This window comes from Nonomuraea sp. NPDC059023, assembly GCF_042740095.1.
Lineage (GTDB): Bacteria > Actinomycetota > Actinomycetes > Streptosporangiales > Streptosporangiaceae > Nonomuraea.
In genome coordinates this window covers 1-17801 of the sequence record NZ_JBHYIO010000037.1, presented here as the reverse complement: position 1 = coordinate 17801, position 17801 = coordinate 1, and the positions used below count along the sequence as shown (strand labels likewise).

Below are 17801 nucleotides of genomic sequence, written 5' to 3'. Positions count from 1 at the left end.
TGTCTCCCTTACTCGGTATTCGGAACGCTGATCATCTGGGCCGGATCCGCCCTGCGGCCGACTGGGAAATCCTCCACCAGCCACCGGTATGCCGCAGCTATCCGGTAACGGCCGGGCTCTGTGCTGTCCACGAGATGAGCGTCCGAAAGTTCTTCCAACGCCCGTATGGTGTCCGCCTCGTCCCTGCCCATACCGTCGGCCAGCGCTGACAGCGGAAGCTCGGCCGAGCCCGCCCGCCCGAGCGCGGCCAGCACCCGCAGGGACGATCGTTCGACGAGGTCCAAGCTCGCCATCAGCCGCGCCCGGACATCGATGCCGCTCATGCACAGTTCGTCCAGGCCCCGCCGCCCGTCATCGAGCTGGTCGGCCAGCGCGCCGATCCGCCACGCGGGCCTGGCAGCCAGGCGCCGGCCCGCGGCGCGAAGCAGGAGGGGCAGACGGCCGCACAAGTTGGCCAGGCGAGCCGGTTCCTCCTCTTCACCGAACACCCGCTCCCGGCCGAGCTCCTCAGCCAGGAGCTCGACGGCGTCACCCAGCGCCAGCGGGCGAAGTGAGAGCAAGCGGCCGCCTGCCGGCACGGCGCGGGCGGTGCGGGTGGTGACGAGGACGGTGGCCCGCCGTCCCAGCGGAAGCAAGAACTCAAGCTGGTCCGCAGAAGCTACGTCGTCGCAGACCACCAGGATCTGCCGGTCGGCGAGCAGGGCTCGCAGGCGCGTCGCGGCCTCGACCCCCTCCGCGGACTCCTGAGGGCGGCCTTCCAGTTCCGCTGCCAGCCGATTCGCGAGCTCGCCGGGCCCGAGTGGCGGCACTCCGCTGACCGATCCCTGGAGATTCACATAGAGGCAGCCTCCGGGAAAACGACCGCGCAGGCGGTGTGCCACCTGAATCGCAAGCGCCGACTTCCCGACACCCGCAGGCCCCGTCAACGCGGTCACCGACGCTCCCATGTCCGCCGACCCGACGAGTCGCGCCAGCCGGTCAGACGCCTCGGCCCGGCCGACCAACGCGTTCGATCCCGGTGGCAAGAGAGCAAAGCCGAGATTCGGGTGCGCGAGTCCTGCGGCAGCGGCTATCCGCCGCCTCGCCTCAATCCAAGGGCGAGGGTCCTCTCCACAGGCGCGGACCATCGCTGTCACCACGCTCTGGCGTGGTAAGCGATCCCGGTCCAGGACGGCGGCGATCGTGCTCCTCGCGAGCTGGTCGCCATTTTCCTGAGCCCGCACCGCGATTTGCCGATAGGTCAGCCCCATCCATTCTTTCAACTGCCTCAGGGCGGCGACGAACTCCGCAGGCGTGTGCCGTTCCCGCGGATCAATCAGGGACTGCTTTATCGAATCTTGACCAGCCAACAGGACTGAATCCTCCTGGCCGGTCTTCTCTACGCCTCCCTGACCCGCCATCGCGCCCATCCCATCGAGCTACAAGTTGAATACCAGCCGGTGGGCGAACATTTCCCGGGGTGGTTCCGGGCGCGACAGGCCCTCAATCCGACTTCTCAGAGCCGTTAGGCCTGACCATAGGGGTAATGGCGGAGGTCAGAAAAGCTTGACGTTTCAACTGACACCTAGATTTCGCGGGAGTTGAATGATCAACTGCTTTCTACCCGTTCAAGATCGCGTCAGCAATGTGATGATCATCATACCGGAGCCTTGACAACCGTGAGCAGGGTTCATGATATTTTCGCTTGTCCCGTCACGGTCAACCCGGATGCGACCAGCGCCTGGCACAGCGTGAGCACGCGCAGTCCAGGACCACCCGACCCCCAACATCGACTCGGACACCAGCCTGGACGGCGCAGCACGCCTCCGCCCAACCTCTCGGACGCGGGCTTTGACCGACTCCGAGGGCGTGATCATGCGGCCCATTTGAGCACCGAGCTTGGGCTCCTCGCCGCCACCGCCCCAAAGGTGCGATCCTCGCCGCGACCGCTCTGGCGATCATCGCGCTCTTCGGCTCAGGCGGCTACCTGTTCGCCAAATCCGCCGCTCCGGCCACGAGGCAGATCAGCGACGTCTCGCCGATCACCCGTTCTGGCGATCTCGCTCTCCCGGACGGCACCGGCACGCTCTACGAACGCGGCGACGATCCGACAGCGGCCACGGACGTACCGGGTCTGACACCGTCCGTGATCTTTATGTGCCGAGCAGAACGGCGGAGCACCATGATCTCGACGTCCGTGGACGCCTGACCATCGGCACAGACCGCAGATCATGCAACCAATTTTTCGTGGATATGAAGTCCCGCAATTAGCGTTCGGAGTTGACGTTGAGCAGGACAGTTTGCCTCCCCCGCTTCTCCGGGTCGTTGTTCATCAGCGAGCAGCAGGCTCTGCAGGCGAGCCTCTTCCGCGCGGTGCGCATCCTGTCGGCCTGCGGCATCGTGCACCGGCGCATCGATCCGCACACCGTCCGCTGGGACGGCTCGGCCGTACAGCTCACCGACCTCAGCCATGCCACGCTGGCCGGCCACCGCCGGACGCGGCTGGGCGAGGCGCCTTACGCCTGCCCGGCGCAGCGCGAGGGCGCCGGACGGGCCTCCACCGCCGATGACCTCTGGAGCGCGGGCATGGTGGTCTACCGCACGGTCACCGGCCGGGAGGTCAACGACCGGCCGGACCTCGCGCACGCCCCCGCGCTGCAGCCCATCCACGACGTCTTCTCGGACGACCCGCCGACCGCGCAGGAGGTGCTGGCCCGGCTGCGCGCGCCGGACCCGATGATCCTTTGCCCGATCTACCTCAACGAGTTCACCTGGAGCGAGGACGAACTCTACGAGCGCACCCCGGCGGGGCAGTACAAAATGCTGTCCCTGAAGAACGTGACCGGGCCGCTCCGCGAGGATCTGCTGCGGGCCGCCCACGTGCGGTGCCCGGAGCCGGTCGCGGACCCGAGCCTGGAACACCACCTGCCCTACGCGTACGTACGGCACGGCCGCCCGCTGGTGATCGGACTGGTCGGCGGGCCGGAGACGGGCAAGACGCACCTGCTGGCCGCGATGATCGGCGCCATCGAGCAGGGCGGGCTGCGCTCGTACGGGCTGACCACGGACGCAGTCGACATCGAGCGGCACGTCGAGTACGTCAACACCTACGTGCACCCGCTGATGGTGGACCACGTCACCCTGTCGCGGACCTCCCACACGGCCACCGCGGAACTGGCCGACGCGCTGCTGGTCAACGACGGCCGGCAGACCACCGCCGTGGCCTTCTTCGACATCGCCGGCGAACTGCTGCGCAGCTGCACCCACGAGGCCACCCGGTTCATCCCGGCCGTGGGCGGGCTGATCTTCGTGATCGACGCCGCCACCAAGTCGGCCAGGATGGGCGACGAGTCGTTCCGCGCCGTGCTCGACCGGCTGCCCAAGACCAACGGGCGGCTGGACGTCCCGGCCGCCATCGCGGTCACCAAGAGCGACTCGGCGCGCTTCCACGCGCCGGTCGACAGCTGGCTGTACGACGAGCAGGAGCGGCTGGACCAGGTGGAGGTCCTGAAGGAGAGCCGCGACGTCTACGCGTTCCTGCACCGGCGCGGCGCGCAGGCGTGGCTGAGCCCGTACGACAAGTGCCACCGGTGCACCCTGCACTTCGTCTCGGCGACGGGCGGCTCCGCGACCGAGGGGCGCTTCCCCCGCGGCGTCCGGCCGCGCCGGGTCCTGGCGCCGCTGATCTCGCTCTTCGCGATGGCCGGCGTCCTGGACGGATATCCGGAGATGGGGATCTGATGGGGCCTGACGCCGGTATCGACTGGATCGTGTTCGAGTGGGACGAGCGCACCCTCGGCCTCGGCCCCGTGCGCTCCTCATTGCCCGACACCCGTATCTGGAACCACGTGCTCGGGCCCTGGCTGGACCCCGGGCCCGCGCCCGGGGTGAGTATCTGCCGGCTCGTCGTGGAGGGACGCGTCGCGGTACTCGCGCGCACGCGGACCGGTGGCTCGGACAGCCGGCGGACCATCCGGGTCCACGTTTACCTGGGCGGCCCGGCCGCGCACCCCTCGGCGATGCCGAACGTCCGCCAGACGCTCGCGCTCGCGCCCGGCTGGGAGGCGCTGGTGCCCGCCGATTCCGCGCCGCTCGACCTGGCCCAGTTGCTCGCCCCCTACACCGAGGCGGCCGCGGAGCTCGACTGGCAGGCCCAGGCCGAGGCTCAGGCGCTGGCGCCGATCGTGGCGGAGGTGCTGCGCGGACGCGGGCAGCCGCTGTCGGTGGCGTCGCGGGGGCCGGCGATCGCGCAGTTGTGGGGGTTGGTGGACGTCCTGGACCTGGTGCTCGGGCGTTACCCGGGAACGTTCTCCACCTACGAGAGCGACGACCTCAAGCGGGGGGCCGAGGTCATCTTCCTGCGGCAGTGGCCGGGACCGTCCTCGCGGGCTTCACACCGGCGGCGCGTCGACCTGCGGCAGCCGGACGAGGGCAGCACCTACAACGAGATCGCGCACATGATCGCGCGCGCGTACGCGGACGGAGAGCTGGAAGGGCTGGTCAAGCGGCTGCGGATCACCGACGGAATGCCGATGGAGGAACGGATCGAGCTGCTCGCGCACTTCCCGGCGCGATCGGGGGCGCAGGATCCGCCCGCGCCCCGTACACCGATCTCATCGGGGTCGATGCCCCTGCCGAAGGCCCTTCCCGAGCCGTACTCCTTCGCCGCGCGCGACGTCTTCGAGGTCTTCCTGGAAGAGCTGGCGGAGGCGACCAGCGCCGGGCAGGTCGAGGACATCCTGAGGGACGTTCGTGACTGGGCCGCCGCACGCCGGCCGGCCGACGTGCGTTCCCGCCTGCCGGCGCTGATCCCGGAGCTGGAGCGGCTGCTGCCCGACTACCAGGTCAACGCGGTACTGCGCGACCTGCTGGATCAGCGCCCTCCGATCGAGCCGGCCAGATCCTCGTGGACCCATCGCCAATGGCTCATCTTGGCGGTGATGCTGACGATCGTGCTCGCCTTCCAGGTCGCGGAGATCGTCCTGCGCTGACGGTCAGCCGAAGAGCCGCAGGGGGACCGCCGCGGCCATGGCGCGTGCGCCGTACCGCCGTAGATCTTCAGCCCGCGGGCGTGTGCCATCGCGATCAGGCGTCGATGGCCCCGGATGAGCTGATCGGCTGTGACGGTCTCCTCCTTCGGGGCCGACGACGAACCGGGCAGGCCCAGATCGTTCGCCCCCAGCAGCACGATCACGTCCCGGTGGAACCGGCACAGTGCCGTGGACCCGAAGTACGCGCCGTAGGCCTCGGCGGGCGTCCCCGTCGAGGGGGATGCACCCAGCGCCGCGAGCGAAGCCTGCCGCAACATGCGGGTCCTGTTCGAAGCGGAGCTCCAGGGGCTTCACCCGACCCAGCGTCCGATCGCCGAGCTCTCAGAGATCTGATGCCTCGCCGTCACCATTAATCGCTCTACGTGTGCTTGGGTATTGCTTTGACAATTCTTGTGCCGGAGTGAGGTTGACGAGTGTCAAGGTACGACTGGCACCACTCGGTGTTCGCGCCGGTGGTTGCCCTGATCGTCTCCGTGCTGCTGATGGTGGCCGGAGTGGTGGAAACGGTGCTGGTGTCCGTGGGTGCGACCACGGCCCCAGCGGCGGCGGAGCTGGTGGTCACGGTGATCATCGGGGTGTTCTTGACCACCGTGCTCAGGATCGCGCGGGCGGTGCCGGACATCCGGCGGGAGAACGCCGCCATCACCCGGGCCAGGGTGAACGTTCAGGCCGTGAAGGCGAACGAGGACACGCTCGTGGCGCGGCGGCTCAAGCTGTTCCGGGAGGCGGCCGAGGCCGGCAACGACTGCGAGGCGGTGCTGAGCGCGCGCTCAGCCCTGGACGACAGCGAGATAGCCAACAAGCACCACCTTGACCACACACTGATCTGGGCGCTGCCGGTCTTCGGATTCATCGGCACCGCACTGACGATGGCCGAAATGGTCAGCTCGTTCTCCAGCGCCCTGGACAGCCAGGGCGACCCCTCCGTGCTGATCACCGCGCTCAAGCAGCACGTGCTGCCGGAGCTGGCGTCGGCGTTCGGCGTCACGCTGATCGCGTTGTTCCTGAGCGTGCTCGCGTTCGGCGCGATGGCGCTGGTCGAGCGGGCCGAGCGCGCCGCGGTGGTGGCCGCGGACGAGGTGTTCCTGACCTATGTCGCGCGGCTGCCCGCCAAGCAGGCGGCTCCGGCGATGCAGGGGCTGACGCAGGAGCTGGCCCAGTCCAGAGGCAGGACGGAGGAGCTGGTCAAGGGCCTCGACGCGCTGCGCACGGCGGTGGAACGGCTGAGCGCCGCCGAGAGCAGGCCCCAGAAGTACACGCTGGTGAGGGAGCCGTGAGGAAGCGTCCGGCCAGGTCGTTCGCGCCGCCGCTCGACCTGCGCTTCATCGACCTGTTCATGGCCATCGTGCTGGCGCTGGCGTTCGTCGCGATCATGCTGACCGTCGTGGCGCGAATGCTGCCGACCGAGGCCGCCACGCCGCCCGCGCGTCAGGAGAAGAGCGTGGCGCAGCTCAAGAAGCAACTCGACGCCGCCGTCACGGCCCAGCGCAAGGCCGAGGCCGAGCTGCGCGCCGCCCAGGCGCAGATCGCCGAACAGCAGTCGTTCGCGCTGCCCTGGTGGCTGATCGGGTTCTGCGCGCTGCTCGGTGTGCTGGCCGTGTTCATGACGTGGCGGATCCGGTTGTGGAACATGGAGAGCCTGCCACGGCTGCGGAGCTGGCTGATGGGCACCGTGGTGGTGGCCGCGGTCACGATGGTGATCAGGTCGCTGAGTGACCGCGACGGCTATCTGCTGCTCGCCGAGATCCCCTGGTGGGGCGCGGCCGCTCTGTGTCTCGGGCTCCTGCTGGTCGCGTACGTGCTGATCACCGACATCCGCGCCAGCCAACTCACCCTCAGCAAGATCAGGAAGCGTTCGGGAATGACGACAAGGTAGGTGTCCGCGACGGGCAGAAGGCATCCCCGAACCCACCAGGGCTCCGCCGGCGCTCAGCACGTGGACGGGGATCCGCCTCCATGAACGTGTTGTCGTGGATCACGCAGGCGAGCCTCGCCGCCGGATTCGTTCTGTCCGGCCTGGAGAAACTCGCCCAGCCCACGGCCCCCTCGATCTCATCACGAGTCGGGCTGGTCATCTCTTGATGGCTGAGGCACCGGGTTAACGATCTTCATGACTCGCCCTTCAGCGAACGCAAGATCTCCAGGTAGTGCGGGTTGTACATCAGGCCCAGGATGTTGCCCCACGGGTCGATCACGGTGGCGGTGATGAAGCCGGTGCCGCGGTCGCGGGGCGCGTCGTGCTCCTTGGCTCCCATCTTCACGAGCCGGTCCAGCGCCGCGGGCACGTCGTCGACGTGCCAGAAGACCACCGCGCCCGCCGGCCGGCCGACCGCCTCCGGCGACGGGGTCCTGGCCAGCTCGCTGTCGGCGTAGGAGCTGTCGATGACGCCGAACTCATGCTGGTAGTCGCCGATGCGCCACTCCAGGTAGGCCGGGGTGTCCATGTAGGGCGCGATCCCGAACAGCTCGGTGTACCAGCTCTTGGTGGCCTGGAGGTCGGGCGAGTAGAACGACGTGGTGGTGAGCCCTCGCAACATGTGATCTTCCTTCTCTCTCGAGGTCGTGTATCCATCATCTCGCTCAAAGTGCTCATCAACTGAGCACTTTGTTTTGGGCGGTGGCGAGTGGACGATGGGTGATCCCTACGGTGATGGTGCTTCGCGACAGGATCAGGGCAAAGACGAACCTCATGCGGGACGGCGGGACCAGGCGGGCAGGGTACAAGATCGTGACCCGGCTGAACGCCAGGTGCGGACAGCCCCCTGCGGAGGTGGGCATGGCCTTCGACGCGCTTGGCGCAGCCGTGCCGCAGAGTGGCACCTTCCCCTATCGCTCGGGGTCACCCTCCCCAGGGTGCGCGCCGAGACGGCAAACCCCTGCCACATCTGAACGTGCGGGGACCCGAGGTGAGGTCTCGTGCCGTCCGCTCCGCCTGCCCCTGCCTGATCGTCAGTCTCTGGTAGTGCCGTGCGGGATTTCTGTGCAATCCGTGCGCGGATCTTCTGAGCCGTGGCGGCAGGTTGATATTCAGGCTTGGCCCGCCAGGCCCGTCGCCGCTCCAACCATGAGACGTGCGCGTGTGGTGTACGGCGGGCATCCCCGTGATGAACGTGTGACCGGTGACCGACCGGATCAAGAAAGGTGAACAGATTGTCTGATGTCGCCGCCCAAGGGCCGACATATCCGGATGTGTCACAAAGCACGTCTCCCCAACCGTCCCCCAGCGTCTCCCCCTCCCCCACGGCTTCGGCGACGCCAACACCATCCCCATCGCCGAGCACGTCCGGCACCCCGTCGCCGAGTCCCTCGGCAACCGAGCCGGCGCCACCGGCAGCCGGGATCAGCCCATGCCCGCACACCCCGCAGTGCCCCTTCTCGGTGTGCCTGCCCACCAGCCTGCGCCAGGTCAACTCTCCGGACGTCGCTGATCGCAAGGCCCCCACGCCCGCGCCGGACAAGGACGGTGTCGAGTTCCGTAGCGACACGATCATGTCGTTCGCGAAGGTGATGGACTCCGCCGCCGACGTGGTCAGCATGCTCCAGACCGCCACGCCCAGGTTCGAGGGGTCCAATCTCGCGCCCGTCGCCGGTGTCCCGATGATCGGGCTGATGTTCGTCAGCAGGCTGAACGCCATCGCCGACGCATGGGCGGACTGCGCGGCGATTCTGCGCGAGGTGCTGAAGGAGGACGGCCACAAGCTGATGAGGGTCGCCCAGAACTACCGCGCGGCCAACGAGCAGACGGTGGCCGCCATCGAAAAGACCGACCCCTGGAAGACGACCACATGACGCCTCCCCCGCCTGCCCCTCTGAACTTCCCCAGCGAAATGCCTCCGCCCGGCCCACGCCAGATGCACGTGTACGGCCCCGACGGCAAGATCATGCGGACCGTCACCTTGGGGCAGCGCAGCGATCCCGGGTTCTTCAGGAACCTGATCGCCCAAGTGCGCAACCACAACCAGCCGATCCGGCTCGGGCTGGCGATGTCCGGTGCCGGTGCGGCGGGAGGGGCGCTGCTCGTGGCCTCCCTCCTGAACTTCGGCAACCCCTGGCTGTACGCCGACCGCCGGGAGACGTGGAAGGAGCTGCACGGCAACATCAAGGGCAGCGCCTGGGACGTGTGGATCACCTACTTCAGCGAGATCTCGGGCAACTGGAAGGGCGAAGCGGTCGAGACGTTCCAGCAGTACCTCAGGTTCAAGCTGATCGGCATGTTCGACCAGCTCGGCGGCCTCGCCGAGGACCTCAGCGGCGCGATGGACAGTCAGTACAAGGAGGTGCTGCAGTACGACCTGTCGGCCGCCGCGCTGTGGGCCTTGTCCGCACCGATCTTCGCGGGGCTCATCGAGATGAGCGCTCATCCGGTCGGCAGGGTAGCCCTGATGACGTTCGCCGGCATCTTCCTCACCGCGGCCGGCAACCTGCTCGTGCAGTTCGCCGACGTCTACAACAAGAACGAGAGCACTCTCTTGGATCTCGAACTCAAGCTTCACGAGGTGAAGGGCATCTTCTACACCATGGGCCGGCCCGACATGGGAGCCCGGAATCTGACCGTGAACCCGGACATCGAAGACGTCCGCCACTGGCAGCCCGCCTTCGCCCGGGAGCCGAAGTGACACACGCCGGCGCCTTCAACCAAGGCAGGGACGGTGACCTCGACGGCCTCGTCCGCGATTTCCAAGGGTGGGTCGACGCGTTCGCCGGTGCGCTGAGCGAACTCGCGGACCGGCGGCTGACCGGCGTCGACGACACGGGCCGGGTGGCGGCCACGATCTCGGGTACGGGACGCCTGCTCCAGGTGACCATTGATCCCAGGGCCATCCGCGATCTCGACCACGCCGCGCTGGGCCAGGCCGTATTCCAGGCCATCCTCGCCGCCCGGGAAAGGATGGGTGAGGGGTTGGACGAGACGATCGCCGCCCTGAGCGGCGGCCGGTCCACCGCCGAACCGGATGTGCTGCAACCCTACTTCGACGCTGTTCTGCGCCAGGAGTGAGCATGGACGAGATGCGGCAGTTGCGGATGTACGCCGAGCGGCTCGCCGGGGCGTCCGCCAAGATCGACCCGATCGTCGAGAAGTGGAGCGCCCGGACCTTCACCGGCGCGGCGGCGGAAGGCGGCGTCGTCGCGACGGTGGACGCGGCGGGAACGCTGGTGGCACTCGACATCAGCGCGCTGGGCAAGCGCAGAAACGACGGCATCGCCCTCGCGGACGCCGTGGTCGCGGCCGTGGAGGCGGCCGAAGGGATGGCCGCCCAGGCCAAGGCCGAGATGATGGACGAACTGGTGGCCGCGACCGGACACCGCCTCGGCAGCCTGCTCGGCGACGCCCAGCGCGACTTCGAGGCTCGCGCGCACCGCCGGCCAGATCACCCTTGGCCACCGGGAGCGCGTCCCTAGCCGGATTATGAAATCGTCATGCCGCTTGCAAGCGACCAGCGGTAAATGAGAAAGGTGGCTTTCTTCCTGACCGTGCTCGCCCTGATCCTGCTGAGCGCGCTCCTGGTCGTCCTGATCTACAACAGCCTCGTGGTCAAGCGCAACGCCGTCGACAACGCCTGGTCGCAGATCGACGTGCAGCTCAAACGCCGCCACGACCTCATCCCCAACCTCGTGCGCACGGTCCAGGGGTACGCCGCGCACGAACGCCAGACGCTGGAGGCTGTGCTCGCGGCCAGAAGCGCGGCCGTGCGGCCCGCGGGTCCGGAAGGACGGGCGCGGGCCGAGTCCACGCTGAGCGCGGCCATCGGCGGCGTCATGGCGATCGCGGAGGCATACCCCCGGCTGCGGGCCAGCGAGAACTTCGCCGCGCTGCAGGACGAACTGGCCACCGGCGAGAACCGCATCGCCTACGCCCGGCAGTACTACAACGACGCCGTGCTCGCCTACAACAACGCGCTGCACACGATCCCGTCCAACCTCGTGGCCGGACTGACCGGGCACCGGGAACGCGAGTACTTCCGCACCGCCGACCCCGAGCGCGGGCCGGTCGAGGTGAGGTTCTGAGCGTGCCGGGGCTCGCGATCGCGGCGGCCACCCTCACCCTGCTGTGGTCGCTGCAGGTCATCTGGCGCATCCGGGCCGCCAAGGGGCCGCGCGCGGGCCGGGGCGTGGCGGCGCCGGAGTTCGAGGGGCTCTCGCCCGCGGTGGTCGACCTGATCACCGAGAACGGCAGGCTCACCCACGAGGCGGCCGCGGCCACGGTGCTGGATCTGGCGGCGCGGGGTTACGCCGGTATCGAGGAGGTCGGGCCCGACCTCTGTCTGGTACGGCTGCGCCGGGATCGTGCCAGGGACGGGCTCAAGCCGTACGAGATGATGGTCTTGGACCATCTCACCACGCTGGGCGGCACCGGCGTGGTCGCCACGGAGGCGATCGCCGAGGGCAGCCGCGACCTGGGGCGATGGCAGGACGACTTCGAGAAGAGCGTGATCGCGGAGGCGCGTGGTCTGGGCCTGACCGGGAAGGCGGGCGGCCCCGGCACCGGTATGTCGATCACCGGGCTGCTCGCCGCCCTCCTGTGGGGTGTGCTGGCCGACCTGACGTTGATGCCCAGGCCGGTGGGCGCGCTCACGCCGCACATCCTCCTGATCGGGCTCGTCGCGACCACCGCCTTCGACAAGCGCCTGGGTGGCGAGCGGCTTACCAGGCGCGGCCGGGCCGCCGCCGGGCATTGGCTGGGCGTGCGCGCGCACCTGCGCGGGATCGCGCACGTGGACAGCCTGCCGTCGGCAGCGGTGACGATCTGGGGCAGGCAACTCGCCTACGCAGCCGCGTTCGGTCTCACCCGCGCCGCGCTGGCCAGCCTTCCGGTACTGCTCCCGCGCGATCAGGAGCACGCCTGGTCCGACCACGGCGGGCTCTGGCACCGGGTCCGGGTCACCTACCCCGGCCAGAGCAAGGTGATCACCGGGCTGCTGCTCCTTCTGATCTTCTGCATCTGGGTGGGGAGCGCGCTGGGGGTGAGCATCTGGTACGGCCTGCGCACCCTGGCTCCCGACGACCCGGCGCCGTTCGTCATCTCGATGATCATGATCGTTGGCGGCGGACTCGTCACCGTCGTGTTCATGCTGATCGTGATCTTGCCGATCGGGCTGGTCACCAAGACGGTGTGGAAGCGCCGGGCTAGGAACGCCAAGCCGCGCCGGACGCTGGAGGGCCGGGTGATCAGACTGCACACGGCCGAGATCACCGGCGAACTGCACTACCTGGCCATCGACCACGGTCCGCGGCGCGTGCGGGCGATCCGCGCGCTCGCCGGCCAGCTGGCGGGCGTCGCCGACGGGGACCTGGTGCGGGCGCGGGTGACCGGGGCGGGCTACCTGGCTTCGATCGAGGTGCTGGAACGGCGCTCCGCCCGGCCCTCCGAGACGTAGGAGCGTCGGGTGAGGGGCGGCCGCCGGTCTGGGGTTGGTCAAACTCGCGCCGGGCGGATGGCAGCCGCCCAGGTCGTGGCCCAGGATGCAGGGGTCCATGCCGACCTGTGTAAGGAGCACGATGCGCTACCTGGTTCTGATCCCCGTTGCCGCCGCGGGGCTGTTTCTGGCCTCTCCCGCCCAAGCCGCACCGACGCCGCCCAACGAAGGCCAGAGCATGCCCGGCACCCTGCTCGCCGGGCTGACCCGAGGACTGCCGATCAACGGGCTGCCGGTCGGCTGAGGCCGTAGCCTCCGTTCAAGCCGCGTGGGCGGGCAACCCGGGTATGTTGTCCGCCCGCAAGCGGTGCCGACGCGCGGGACGGCCACCACCACGCCCCACTGCACCACGACCTGCCCGTGACCGGCAGCCTTCCCGCCGATCTTGAGGGCCGCTACCTGCGGATAGGGCCCACGCGCGCGGCGGAGGTCGCCGACGCGCTGGACAGGGCTACGATCGGCCTCTGCCCGAAGGGCGCCACCCCGGAGGGCTTCAGCGCCAACGCGCATCCCAAGGTGGACCCGCGCACCGGTGACCTGCACTCCCTGGCGTACCTGATGGGGCAGCCGATCGCGCAGCACATCGTCACCCCCCGTGGGACGGGTTTCGCGTCCGTGCGCGACCTCGGGCGAGTCCCGCTAGAAGGTGTAGCGGGTGTGGCTGAACACCTGGCTGTCGTGCCCGAAGCCGTACGCCGTGCCGGGTGCCACCGCGAACAGCAGGTCCTTGCCCTTGCGGATGCTGTCGCCGAAGCCGTAGAAGGTCCCCTCGGGGGAGGTGATGTGGTCCCCGTACTGCGCCTCGAACGCGGCGATGACTTCGTCCTGCCGTGCCGGATTCGTCACCCGCTCCGCCGTACCCTCGATCACGATGTCGAGGCCTTCGGACAGTGAGTTGTTCCCGGTGGTGAGCGCGCAGTGGGCGTTGCCGGCCAGGTTCTTCGCCTTCTGCTCGCCCGGCCCGGTGCTGAAGTGCAGTGCCCCGTCGTGCCAGGCGGCGATGAGTGGCGTGACGTGCAGCCGGCCATCCGGCCGTACCGTGGTGATCCAGAAGATCTCGGCGGCCCGTAGCCGGCGCTGGGCCTGGTCCCAGTCGGTGGCGGTGACGTTCTCCGCGCCCGGACGCGGGTTCAGGGCGGAACTGTAGCGGGCGTCGAGCTCGGTCTTGGGCTGTTTCGGTGTCATGCGGAACTCCCTTCCCCGTTTCATCACGAAGGCTACGCAAGCCCAGCGCCCGGGATCTCACCAAGTCCCTCGCCGCCCGCACGGACCCCGCCACGGCGGGCATCGGGTGATCGCGATGCCGTCCCCTCGCGGACCGCCTGTGCGCAGGCCGAGATCAAGCGTCTGCTCATGGCACGGCGGGGAACGCGATGGAACGCCCCGAAGGTGATGACATCTCCTCGAAGGGACACCTGATGAGAACACTCCGCTGGGCGAGCGCCATGGCCGCCACCGCCTGCCTGGGCACCGCCCTGCTCACCGGCAGCGCCACCGCGCAGAGCACCGCCACATCCCCGGTCTGCGTCACGAACCACGGCACCCGATTCTGCGAAATGCCGGACATCGTCGGTCTCGGCATCGGCCAGGCCCGCTCCACACTGGCCACCTTCGGCTTCTCCTTCGGCATCCAGCGCTCCACCATCGATCACGTCTGCAACAACATCGGCCTGATCGCCAGCCAGAACCCGCGCACATCCGTCGGCTCCAACCCACTCGTCCTCTACCCGGCCGGCACCGCGGTCGACGTCTGGATCTGGCAACGCCCACCCCACCCCTGCCCCTGACACCCAAAACGATCCGACGACGGCGCTTCCCGCAGCCAGGCGAAGCAGCGCGACCGATCATCATGCCGCCCGCGGTTTCCCTCTCCTGGCGGTTGGATACCGCACCGCAGGCGACAGTGTCGTAGCGCGCCCCTCCCGCACGCCCTCAGTCCTCCGCTGGTACGACGGCGTCGCGACCTCCGGAGGAGGCGGGTGAGACTCGGTGACGATGTGCGGGGTATCGCCGCGGCGGCAGATTGAGCCGGGTGAACACCTTTCCTCCAGGAAGCCGCCGGACGACTGTGCCGGTCCTGATCATCGTTGTCTGGTCCGTGAGTTATCTGGCCCTCGGCCTGCTCTGGGCTTTGGGAGGGCCCGGATATCCGTTCGACGCCGGCCGTACGGGGGCGGGCAGCACCCTGCTCGATCCGCTTCCGGCGGCGGCCGGCGGGGGTCTGCTGGCGATGTCGGCGCTGGTGGCCGGTGCCGTTGCCGTGCTCGCCGCCCGAGGCCCGCTCAACCGGGTCCCCGCCGTCGTCGCCGTCGTGGCCGGCGCCGTCCTGGCGGTCCTCCTGCCCGACGTACGCATCATGATGACCGCCGGCTACCTGCCGGTGATGCTGGCCGCCGCGCTGGCCGGCCAGGCCGAATTCTCGATGATCGCGACCATGTTGACGTGGCCGAGCGTCAACCTGCTCATCCTGATGGCGGCCGGCGTCAGCCTGATGCTCTTGGGGACACGCGCGCTGATCGCACGGACCGGACGGCCCGGCAGCGCCGCCGGCGCGCTGCGGATCGGGCGGTACGCGACCGCCGTCGCGGTCGCCGTCCCCGTCGTCTACGCCGTCACCCGGTTCGGCTGGCTCCTGGGCGTGCCCGTCGGCATCAGCGACCGGTTCCTGGCCGAAATCGCCGAGATCACCCCGATCGGCGCCGGTCTCAGCACGCTCGGTCTCCTCGGCGCGTTCCTGACCGTCGGCCTGGTCCGGCCGTGGGGTGAGAACTGGCCGCGCTGGGTGCCGTTCCTGCGCGGGCGTCCGATTCCGGCGCGGTTCCCGGCCTGCCTGGCTCTGGCCGGCGCCCTCCCCATCACCTCCGCCGGACTGATGTACGTGCGCAAGAAGCTCACCGGCGAGCAGGTCGGCCCGGCGGGCGCCGACGTCGAGCTGGGCGCCTGGCTTCCGGAGATGTTGTGGCCGCTGTGGGGTGCGGCCCTGGCCGTGGCCGCGCTGGCTTACCTCTCACGCCGCCGGCACCCCGCTCACGCACGCCGACCATAATGGTGGACGTGCGAGAGTCCCGGTCTGCAGGCGCCGCGGTGGACTCCCTTCTCAACCGGCATCAGGTGAGCGCCGATGCCGTGCTCGCCGTCCTGCTCGTCCTGCCGCTCGGCCTGGTCTCGCTGGGCCTGCTGCAGGCGTCGGACAGTCCCCTGCCGCTCCGCCTGCTCGCGGGTCTCGGCCTGCTGGTGCTGCACGCATGCGTCGTTCCGCGCCGGCTGCGCCCGCTGGCGGCGTACGGGCTGGGCGCGGCGGCGATGCTGCTGCTGGTGGCGTTGCCGCCGCTGCACGACCCGGGCGGCGCCTACTATCCGGCGGCGCTGCTGCCGAGCACGCTGGTCTTCGGGCTGCTGCTCTACACGGCGTCCAGCCGGCTCGACCTGGTGCCCGGCCTGGTCTGCCTGGCCGTCGCCCTGGCGGGTGTGGGCCTGCTCCTGGCGCGCCTGTGGAATCCGGCCTCGTGGGGCGGGTCGTCGGGTTCCCACGAGCTGGTCGCCTGGCGGATCGGGCTGTCGGCCGGCCTGGTCGCGGTGGCGGCGTGCCTGTGGTCGCTGGGCCGCCTCAGCCGGATGCGGGGGTTGTTCCTGTCCGAGCTACGGGCGAAGGCCGAGCGGGCCGAGGCCGACCGTGCGCGCGAGCGGGAGGAGGCGGCGCGGGCCGAGCGCGACCGCATCAGCCGCGAGATGCACGACGTGGTGTCCCACTCGCTCGCCGTCATGGTCAGCCAGGCGGAGGGTGGCAGGCTGTCCGATCCGGACGCGCCCAGGGCGGAGGTGTTCGCCACCATCGCCGGGGTCGGGCGCGAGGCCCTGCGCGACATGCGCGGGCTCCTGGGCGTGCTGCGCGCCGACGGCGGCACCGCTCCGCAACCGGGCCTCGGTGACCTGCCCGACCTGCTCGACCAGGTGCGCGATACGGGGGTACGCGTCGCCGTACAGGAGAATGGGGACGCCCAGCCGCTGCGACCCGCGGCCGACCTGACCGCCTATCGCGTCATCCAAGAGGGGTTGACCAACGTGATCAAGCACGCGGGGGCGACGGCCGCGGCCGACCTGACGCTGGCGTGGCGCCCGGACGGACTGCACATCACCATCACCGACGATGGCGACGGTCCGCCCGCCGAAGGGGCCGGCGTCGGGCTGACCGGGATGCGCGAACGGCTCAGCATGGTGGGAGGCACCCTGGAGGCCGGTAGGCGTGCCGGCGCCGGCTTCGTACTGTCGGCCACCGTGCCCTATGAGCCGAGGAGCCTCCCATCATCAGGATCATGATCGTCGACGATCAGGAACTGCTGCGCAACGGCCTGACCATGGTCGTCAGGTCCCAGCCCGACATGGAGGTGGCCGCCGAGGCTGCCGACGGCCTGGCGGCCCTGAAGGCGTTGGAGTCGCGGCGCGTCGACGTGGTGGTGATGGACATCCGCATGCCCCGGATGGACGGAGTCACCGCCACCCGGGAGATCCAGCGGCTGAACGACCCGCCGAAGGTGCTGGTGCTGACCACGTTCGACCTCGACGAGCACGCATTGGCCGCGCTGCGGGCCGGTGCGAGCGGGTTCATGCTGAAGGACGCGCCGGGAGAGGAGATCATCGCCGCGATCCGGCACGTGCACCGGGGCGACTCGATCATCGCGCCCGCGACGACCCGGCGGCTCATCGGGCGACTCGTGGCGAAGGCCGACACCGACCCGGAGACCGTGCTCAAGGTGCTCACCGGGCGCGAGCGCGAAGTCTTCCTCAGCCTGGCCAGGGGCGCGTCCAACGCCGAGATCGGGGCCGGATTGTTCTTGTCGGAGACCACGGTCAAGACCCACGTGGGGCGCATCCTGACCAAGCTCGGGCTGCGCGACCGGGTCCAGGCGGTGGTGCTGGCGTACGAATCCGGCGTTGTCACTCCGGGTGAACGTTAAGCATCTGGCTGGCACGAGCTCGTGACGACCAGGAAGGCGCTCACGCCCATCTCCTCGCAGCCTTGAGGAAACGGGCTCGACAATATAAAAATATATCCATACGATTATCTGGTGCCGAACAGGGCCTGGTGCAGCGCTGCTTCCTGACCAAGGATGAGCTGCCACTCCTCGGCGCCCGGCCGATGGTGGTCGCGTTTTTGGACAATAGTTCAGCAACGAGTACTCGGGAAGGCAGCCATTCCGGCTGGCCGGGGCTTCATCACATCCGCATCGGAGAGGACACCATGATCGAGATCAATGTCTGTTCCGCGTCTCTTCCTACGGTCGGCGTATGACGATCACCCACGCGACGGAGCTGCGGCTGACCGCGCGTCCGGACGCCGACCTGCGCGAGGACCACT

At 69.3% G+C, this 17801-nt stretch carries 19 protein-coding genes; 16 read left to right on the top strand and 3 right to left on the bottom strand.

From position 1 onward, the window contains the following. Positions 1-8: 8 nt before the first annotated feature. A complete protein-coding gene (locus tag ACFWYW_RS44410; RefSeq protein ID WP_379611015.1) occupies positions 9-1409 on the bottom strand; it encodes an NB-ARC domain-containing protein in 1401 nt (466 codons plus the stop codon). Between the two features lie 856 nt (positions 1410-2265). Between ACFWYW_RS44410 and ACFWYW_RS44405 the strand changes: the two genes are divergently transcribed. From ACFWYW_RS44405 to ACFWYW_RS44385, 5 genes are all read left to right on the top strand, one after another. Further along, positions 2266-3720 carry a hypothetical protein gene (locus ACFWYW_RS44405; RefSeq protein WP_379611014.1) on the top strand — a complete coding sequence of 485 codons (1455 nt, stop codon included), beginning with the start codon at positions 2266-2268 and terminating at the stop codon, positions 3718-3720. After that, positions 3720-4970, top strand: a complete 1251-nt coding sequence (locus tag ACFWYW_RS44400) for a hypothetical protein (RefSeq protein WP_379611013.1) — start codon at positions 3720-3722, stop codon at positions 4968-4970. The genes ACFWYW_RS44405 and ACFWYW_RS44400 overlap by 1 nt, the downstream gene beginning before the upstream one ends. A 473-nt stretch (positions 4971-5443) precedes the next feature. After that, positions 5444-6307: a hypothetical protein gene (locus ACFWYW_RS44395; RefSeq protein WP_379611012.1), complete on the top strand. Its 864-nt coding sequence runs from the start codon at positions 5444-5446 to the stop codon at positions 6305-6307. Continuing rightward, positions 6304-6906 (top strand): hypothetical protein, encoded by a 603-nt coding sequence (locus ACFWYW_RS44390; RefSeq protein ID WP_379611011.1) that lies wholly within the window; start codon positions 6304-6306, stop codon positions 6904-6906. Before ACFWYW_RS44395 ends, ACFWYW_RS44390 begins: the two co-directional genes overlap by 4 nt. An 80-nt stretch (positions 6907-6986) precedes the next feature. After that, positions 6987-7112 (top strand): hypothetical protein, encoded by a 126-nt coding sequence (locus ACFWYW_RS44385; protein WP_379611010.1) that lies wholly within the window; start codon positions 6987-6989, stop codon positions 7110-7112. 26 nt (positions 7113-7138) lie between these two features. Here ACFWYW_RS44385 and ACFWYW_RS44380 read toward each other — a convergent pair whose 3' ends face one another. Further along, positions 7139-7567: a VOC family protein gene (locus tag ACFWYW_RS44380; protein WP_379611009.1), complete on the bottom strand. Its 429-nt coding sequence runs from the start codon at positions 7565-7567 to the stop codon at positions 7139-7141. Positions 7568-8408: 841 nt separating this feature from the next. Here ACFWYW_RS44380 and ACFWYW_RS44375 point away from each other — a divergent pair. From ACFWYW_RS44375 to ACFWYW_RS44345, 7 genes are all read left to right on the top strand, one after another. After that, on the top strand, positions 8409-8819 hold the full coding sequence (locus ACFWYW_RS44375) for a hypothetical protein (RefSeq protein ID WP_379611008.1): 411 nt from the start codon (positions 8409-8411) through the stop codon (positions 8817-8819). Between the two features lie 38 nt (positions 8820-8857). Further along, positions 8858-9646, top strand: coding sequence for a hypothetical protein (locus tag ACFWYW_RS44370; RefSeq protein ID WP_379641275.1), 789 nt, complete (start codon positions 8858-8860; stop codon positions 9644-9646). After that, a complete protein-coding gene (locus tag ACFWYW_RS44365; protein ID WP_379611006.1) occupies positions 9643-10026 on the top strand; it encodes a YbaB/EbfC family nucleoid-associated protein in 384 nt (127 codons plus the stop codon). The genes ACFWYW_RS44370 and ACFWYW_RS44365 overlap by 4 nt, the downstream gene beginning before the upstream one ends. 2 nt (positions 10027-10028) lie before the next feature. Continuing rightward, entirely contained in the window at positions 10029-10430 is a 402-nt protein-coding gene (locus ACFWYW_RS44360; RefSeq protein WP_379611005.1) for a YbaB/EbfC family nucleoid-associated protein, read from the top strand. A gap of 45 nt (positions 10431-10475) precedes the next feature. Then, positions 10476-11036, top strand: coding sequence for a LemA family protein (locus ACFWYW_RS44355; RefSeq protein WP_379611004.1), 561 nt, complete (start codon positions 10476-10478; stop codon positions 11034-11036). A 2-nt stretch (positions 11037-11038) separates the two neighbouring features. After that, a complete protein-coding gene (locus ACFWYW_RS44350; protein WP_379611003.1) occupies positions 11039-12406 on the top strand; it encodes a DUF2207 family protein in 1368 nt (455 codons plus the stop codon). 121 nt (positions 12407-12527) lie between these two features. Beyond that, a complete protein-coding gene (locus ACFWYW_RS44345; protein ID WP_379611002.1) occupies positions 12528-12689 on the top strand; it encodes a hypothetical protein in 162 nt (53 codons plus the stop codon). A gap of 395 nt (positions 12690-13084) precedes the next feature. Here ACFWYW_RS44345 and ACFWYW_RS44340 read toward each other — a convergent pair whose 3' ends face one another. Further along, on the bottom strand, positions 13085-13630 hold the full coding sequence (locus tag ACFWYW_RS44340; RefSeq protein ID WP_379611001.1) for a pyridoxamine 5'-phosphate oxidase family protein: 546 nt from the start codon (positions 13628-13630) through the stop codon (positions 13085-13087). A 233-nt stretch (positions 13631-13863) separates the two neighbouring features. On the opposite strand from ACFWYW_RS44340, the gene ACFWYW_RS44335 reads away from it, so the two are divergent. From ACFWYW_RS44335 to ACFWYW_RS44320, 4 genes are all read left to right on the top strand, one after another. Continuing rightward, positions 13864-14232 carry a PASTA domain-containing protein gene (locus ACFWYW_RS44335; RefSeq protein ID WP_379611000.1) on the top strand — a complete coding sequence of 123 codons (369 nt, stop codon included), beginning with the start codon at positions 13864-13866 and terminating at the stop codon, positions 14230-14232. 311 nt (positions 14233-14543) lie between these two features. Next, positions 14544-15491, top strand: a complete 948-nt coding sequence (locus ACFWYW_RS44330; RefSeq protein WP_379610998.1) for a hypothetical protein — start codon at positions 14544-14546, stop codon at positions 15489-15491. 8 nt (positions 15492-15499) lie between these two features. Continuing rightward, positions 15500-16762 carry a sensor histidine kinase gene (locus ACFWYW_RS44325; protein ID WP_379610997.1) on the top strand — a complete coding sequence of 421 codons (1263 nt, stop codon included), beginning with the start codon at positions 15500-15502 and terminating at the stop codon, positions 16760-16762. Continuing rightward, on the top strand, positions 16759-17400 hold the full coding sequence (locus ACFWYW_RS44320; RefSeq protein WP_379610996.1) for a response regulator: 642 nt from the start codon (positions 16759-16761) through the stop codon (positions 17398-17400). The genes ACFWYW_RS44325 and ACFWYW_RS44320 overlap by 4 nt, the downstream gene beginning before the upstream one ends. Positions 17401-17801 lie beyond the last annotated feature (401 nt).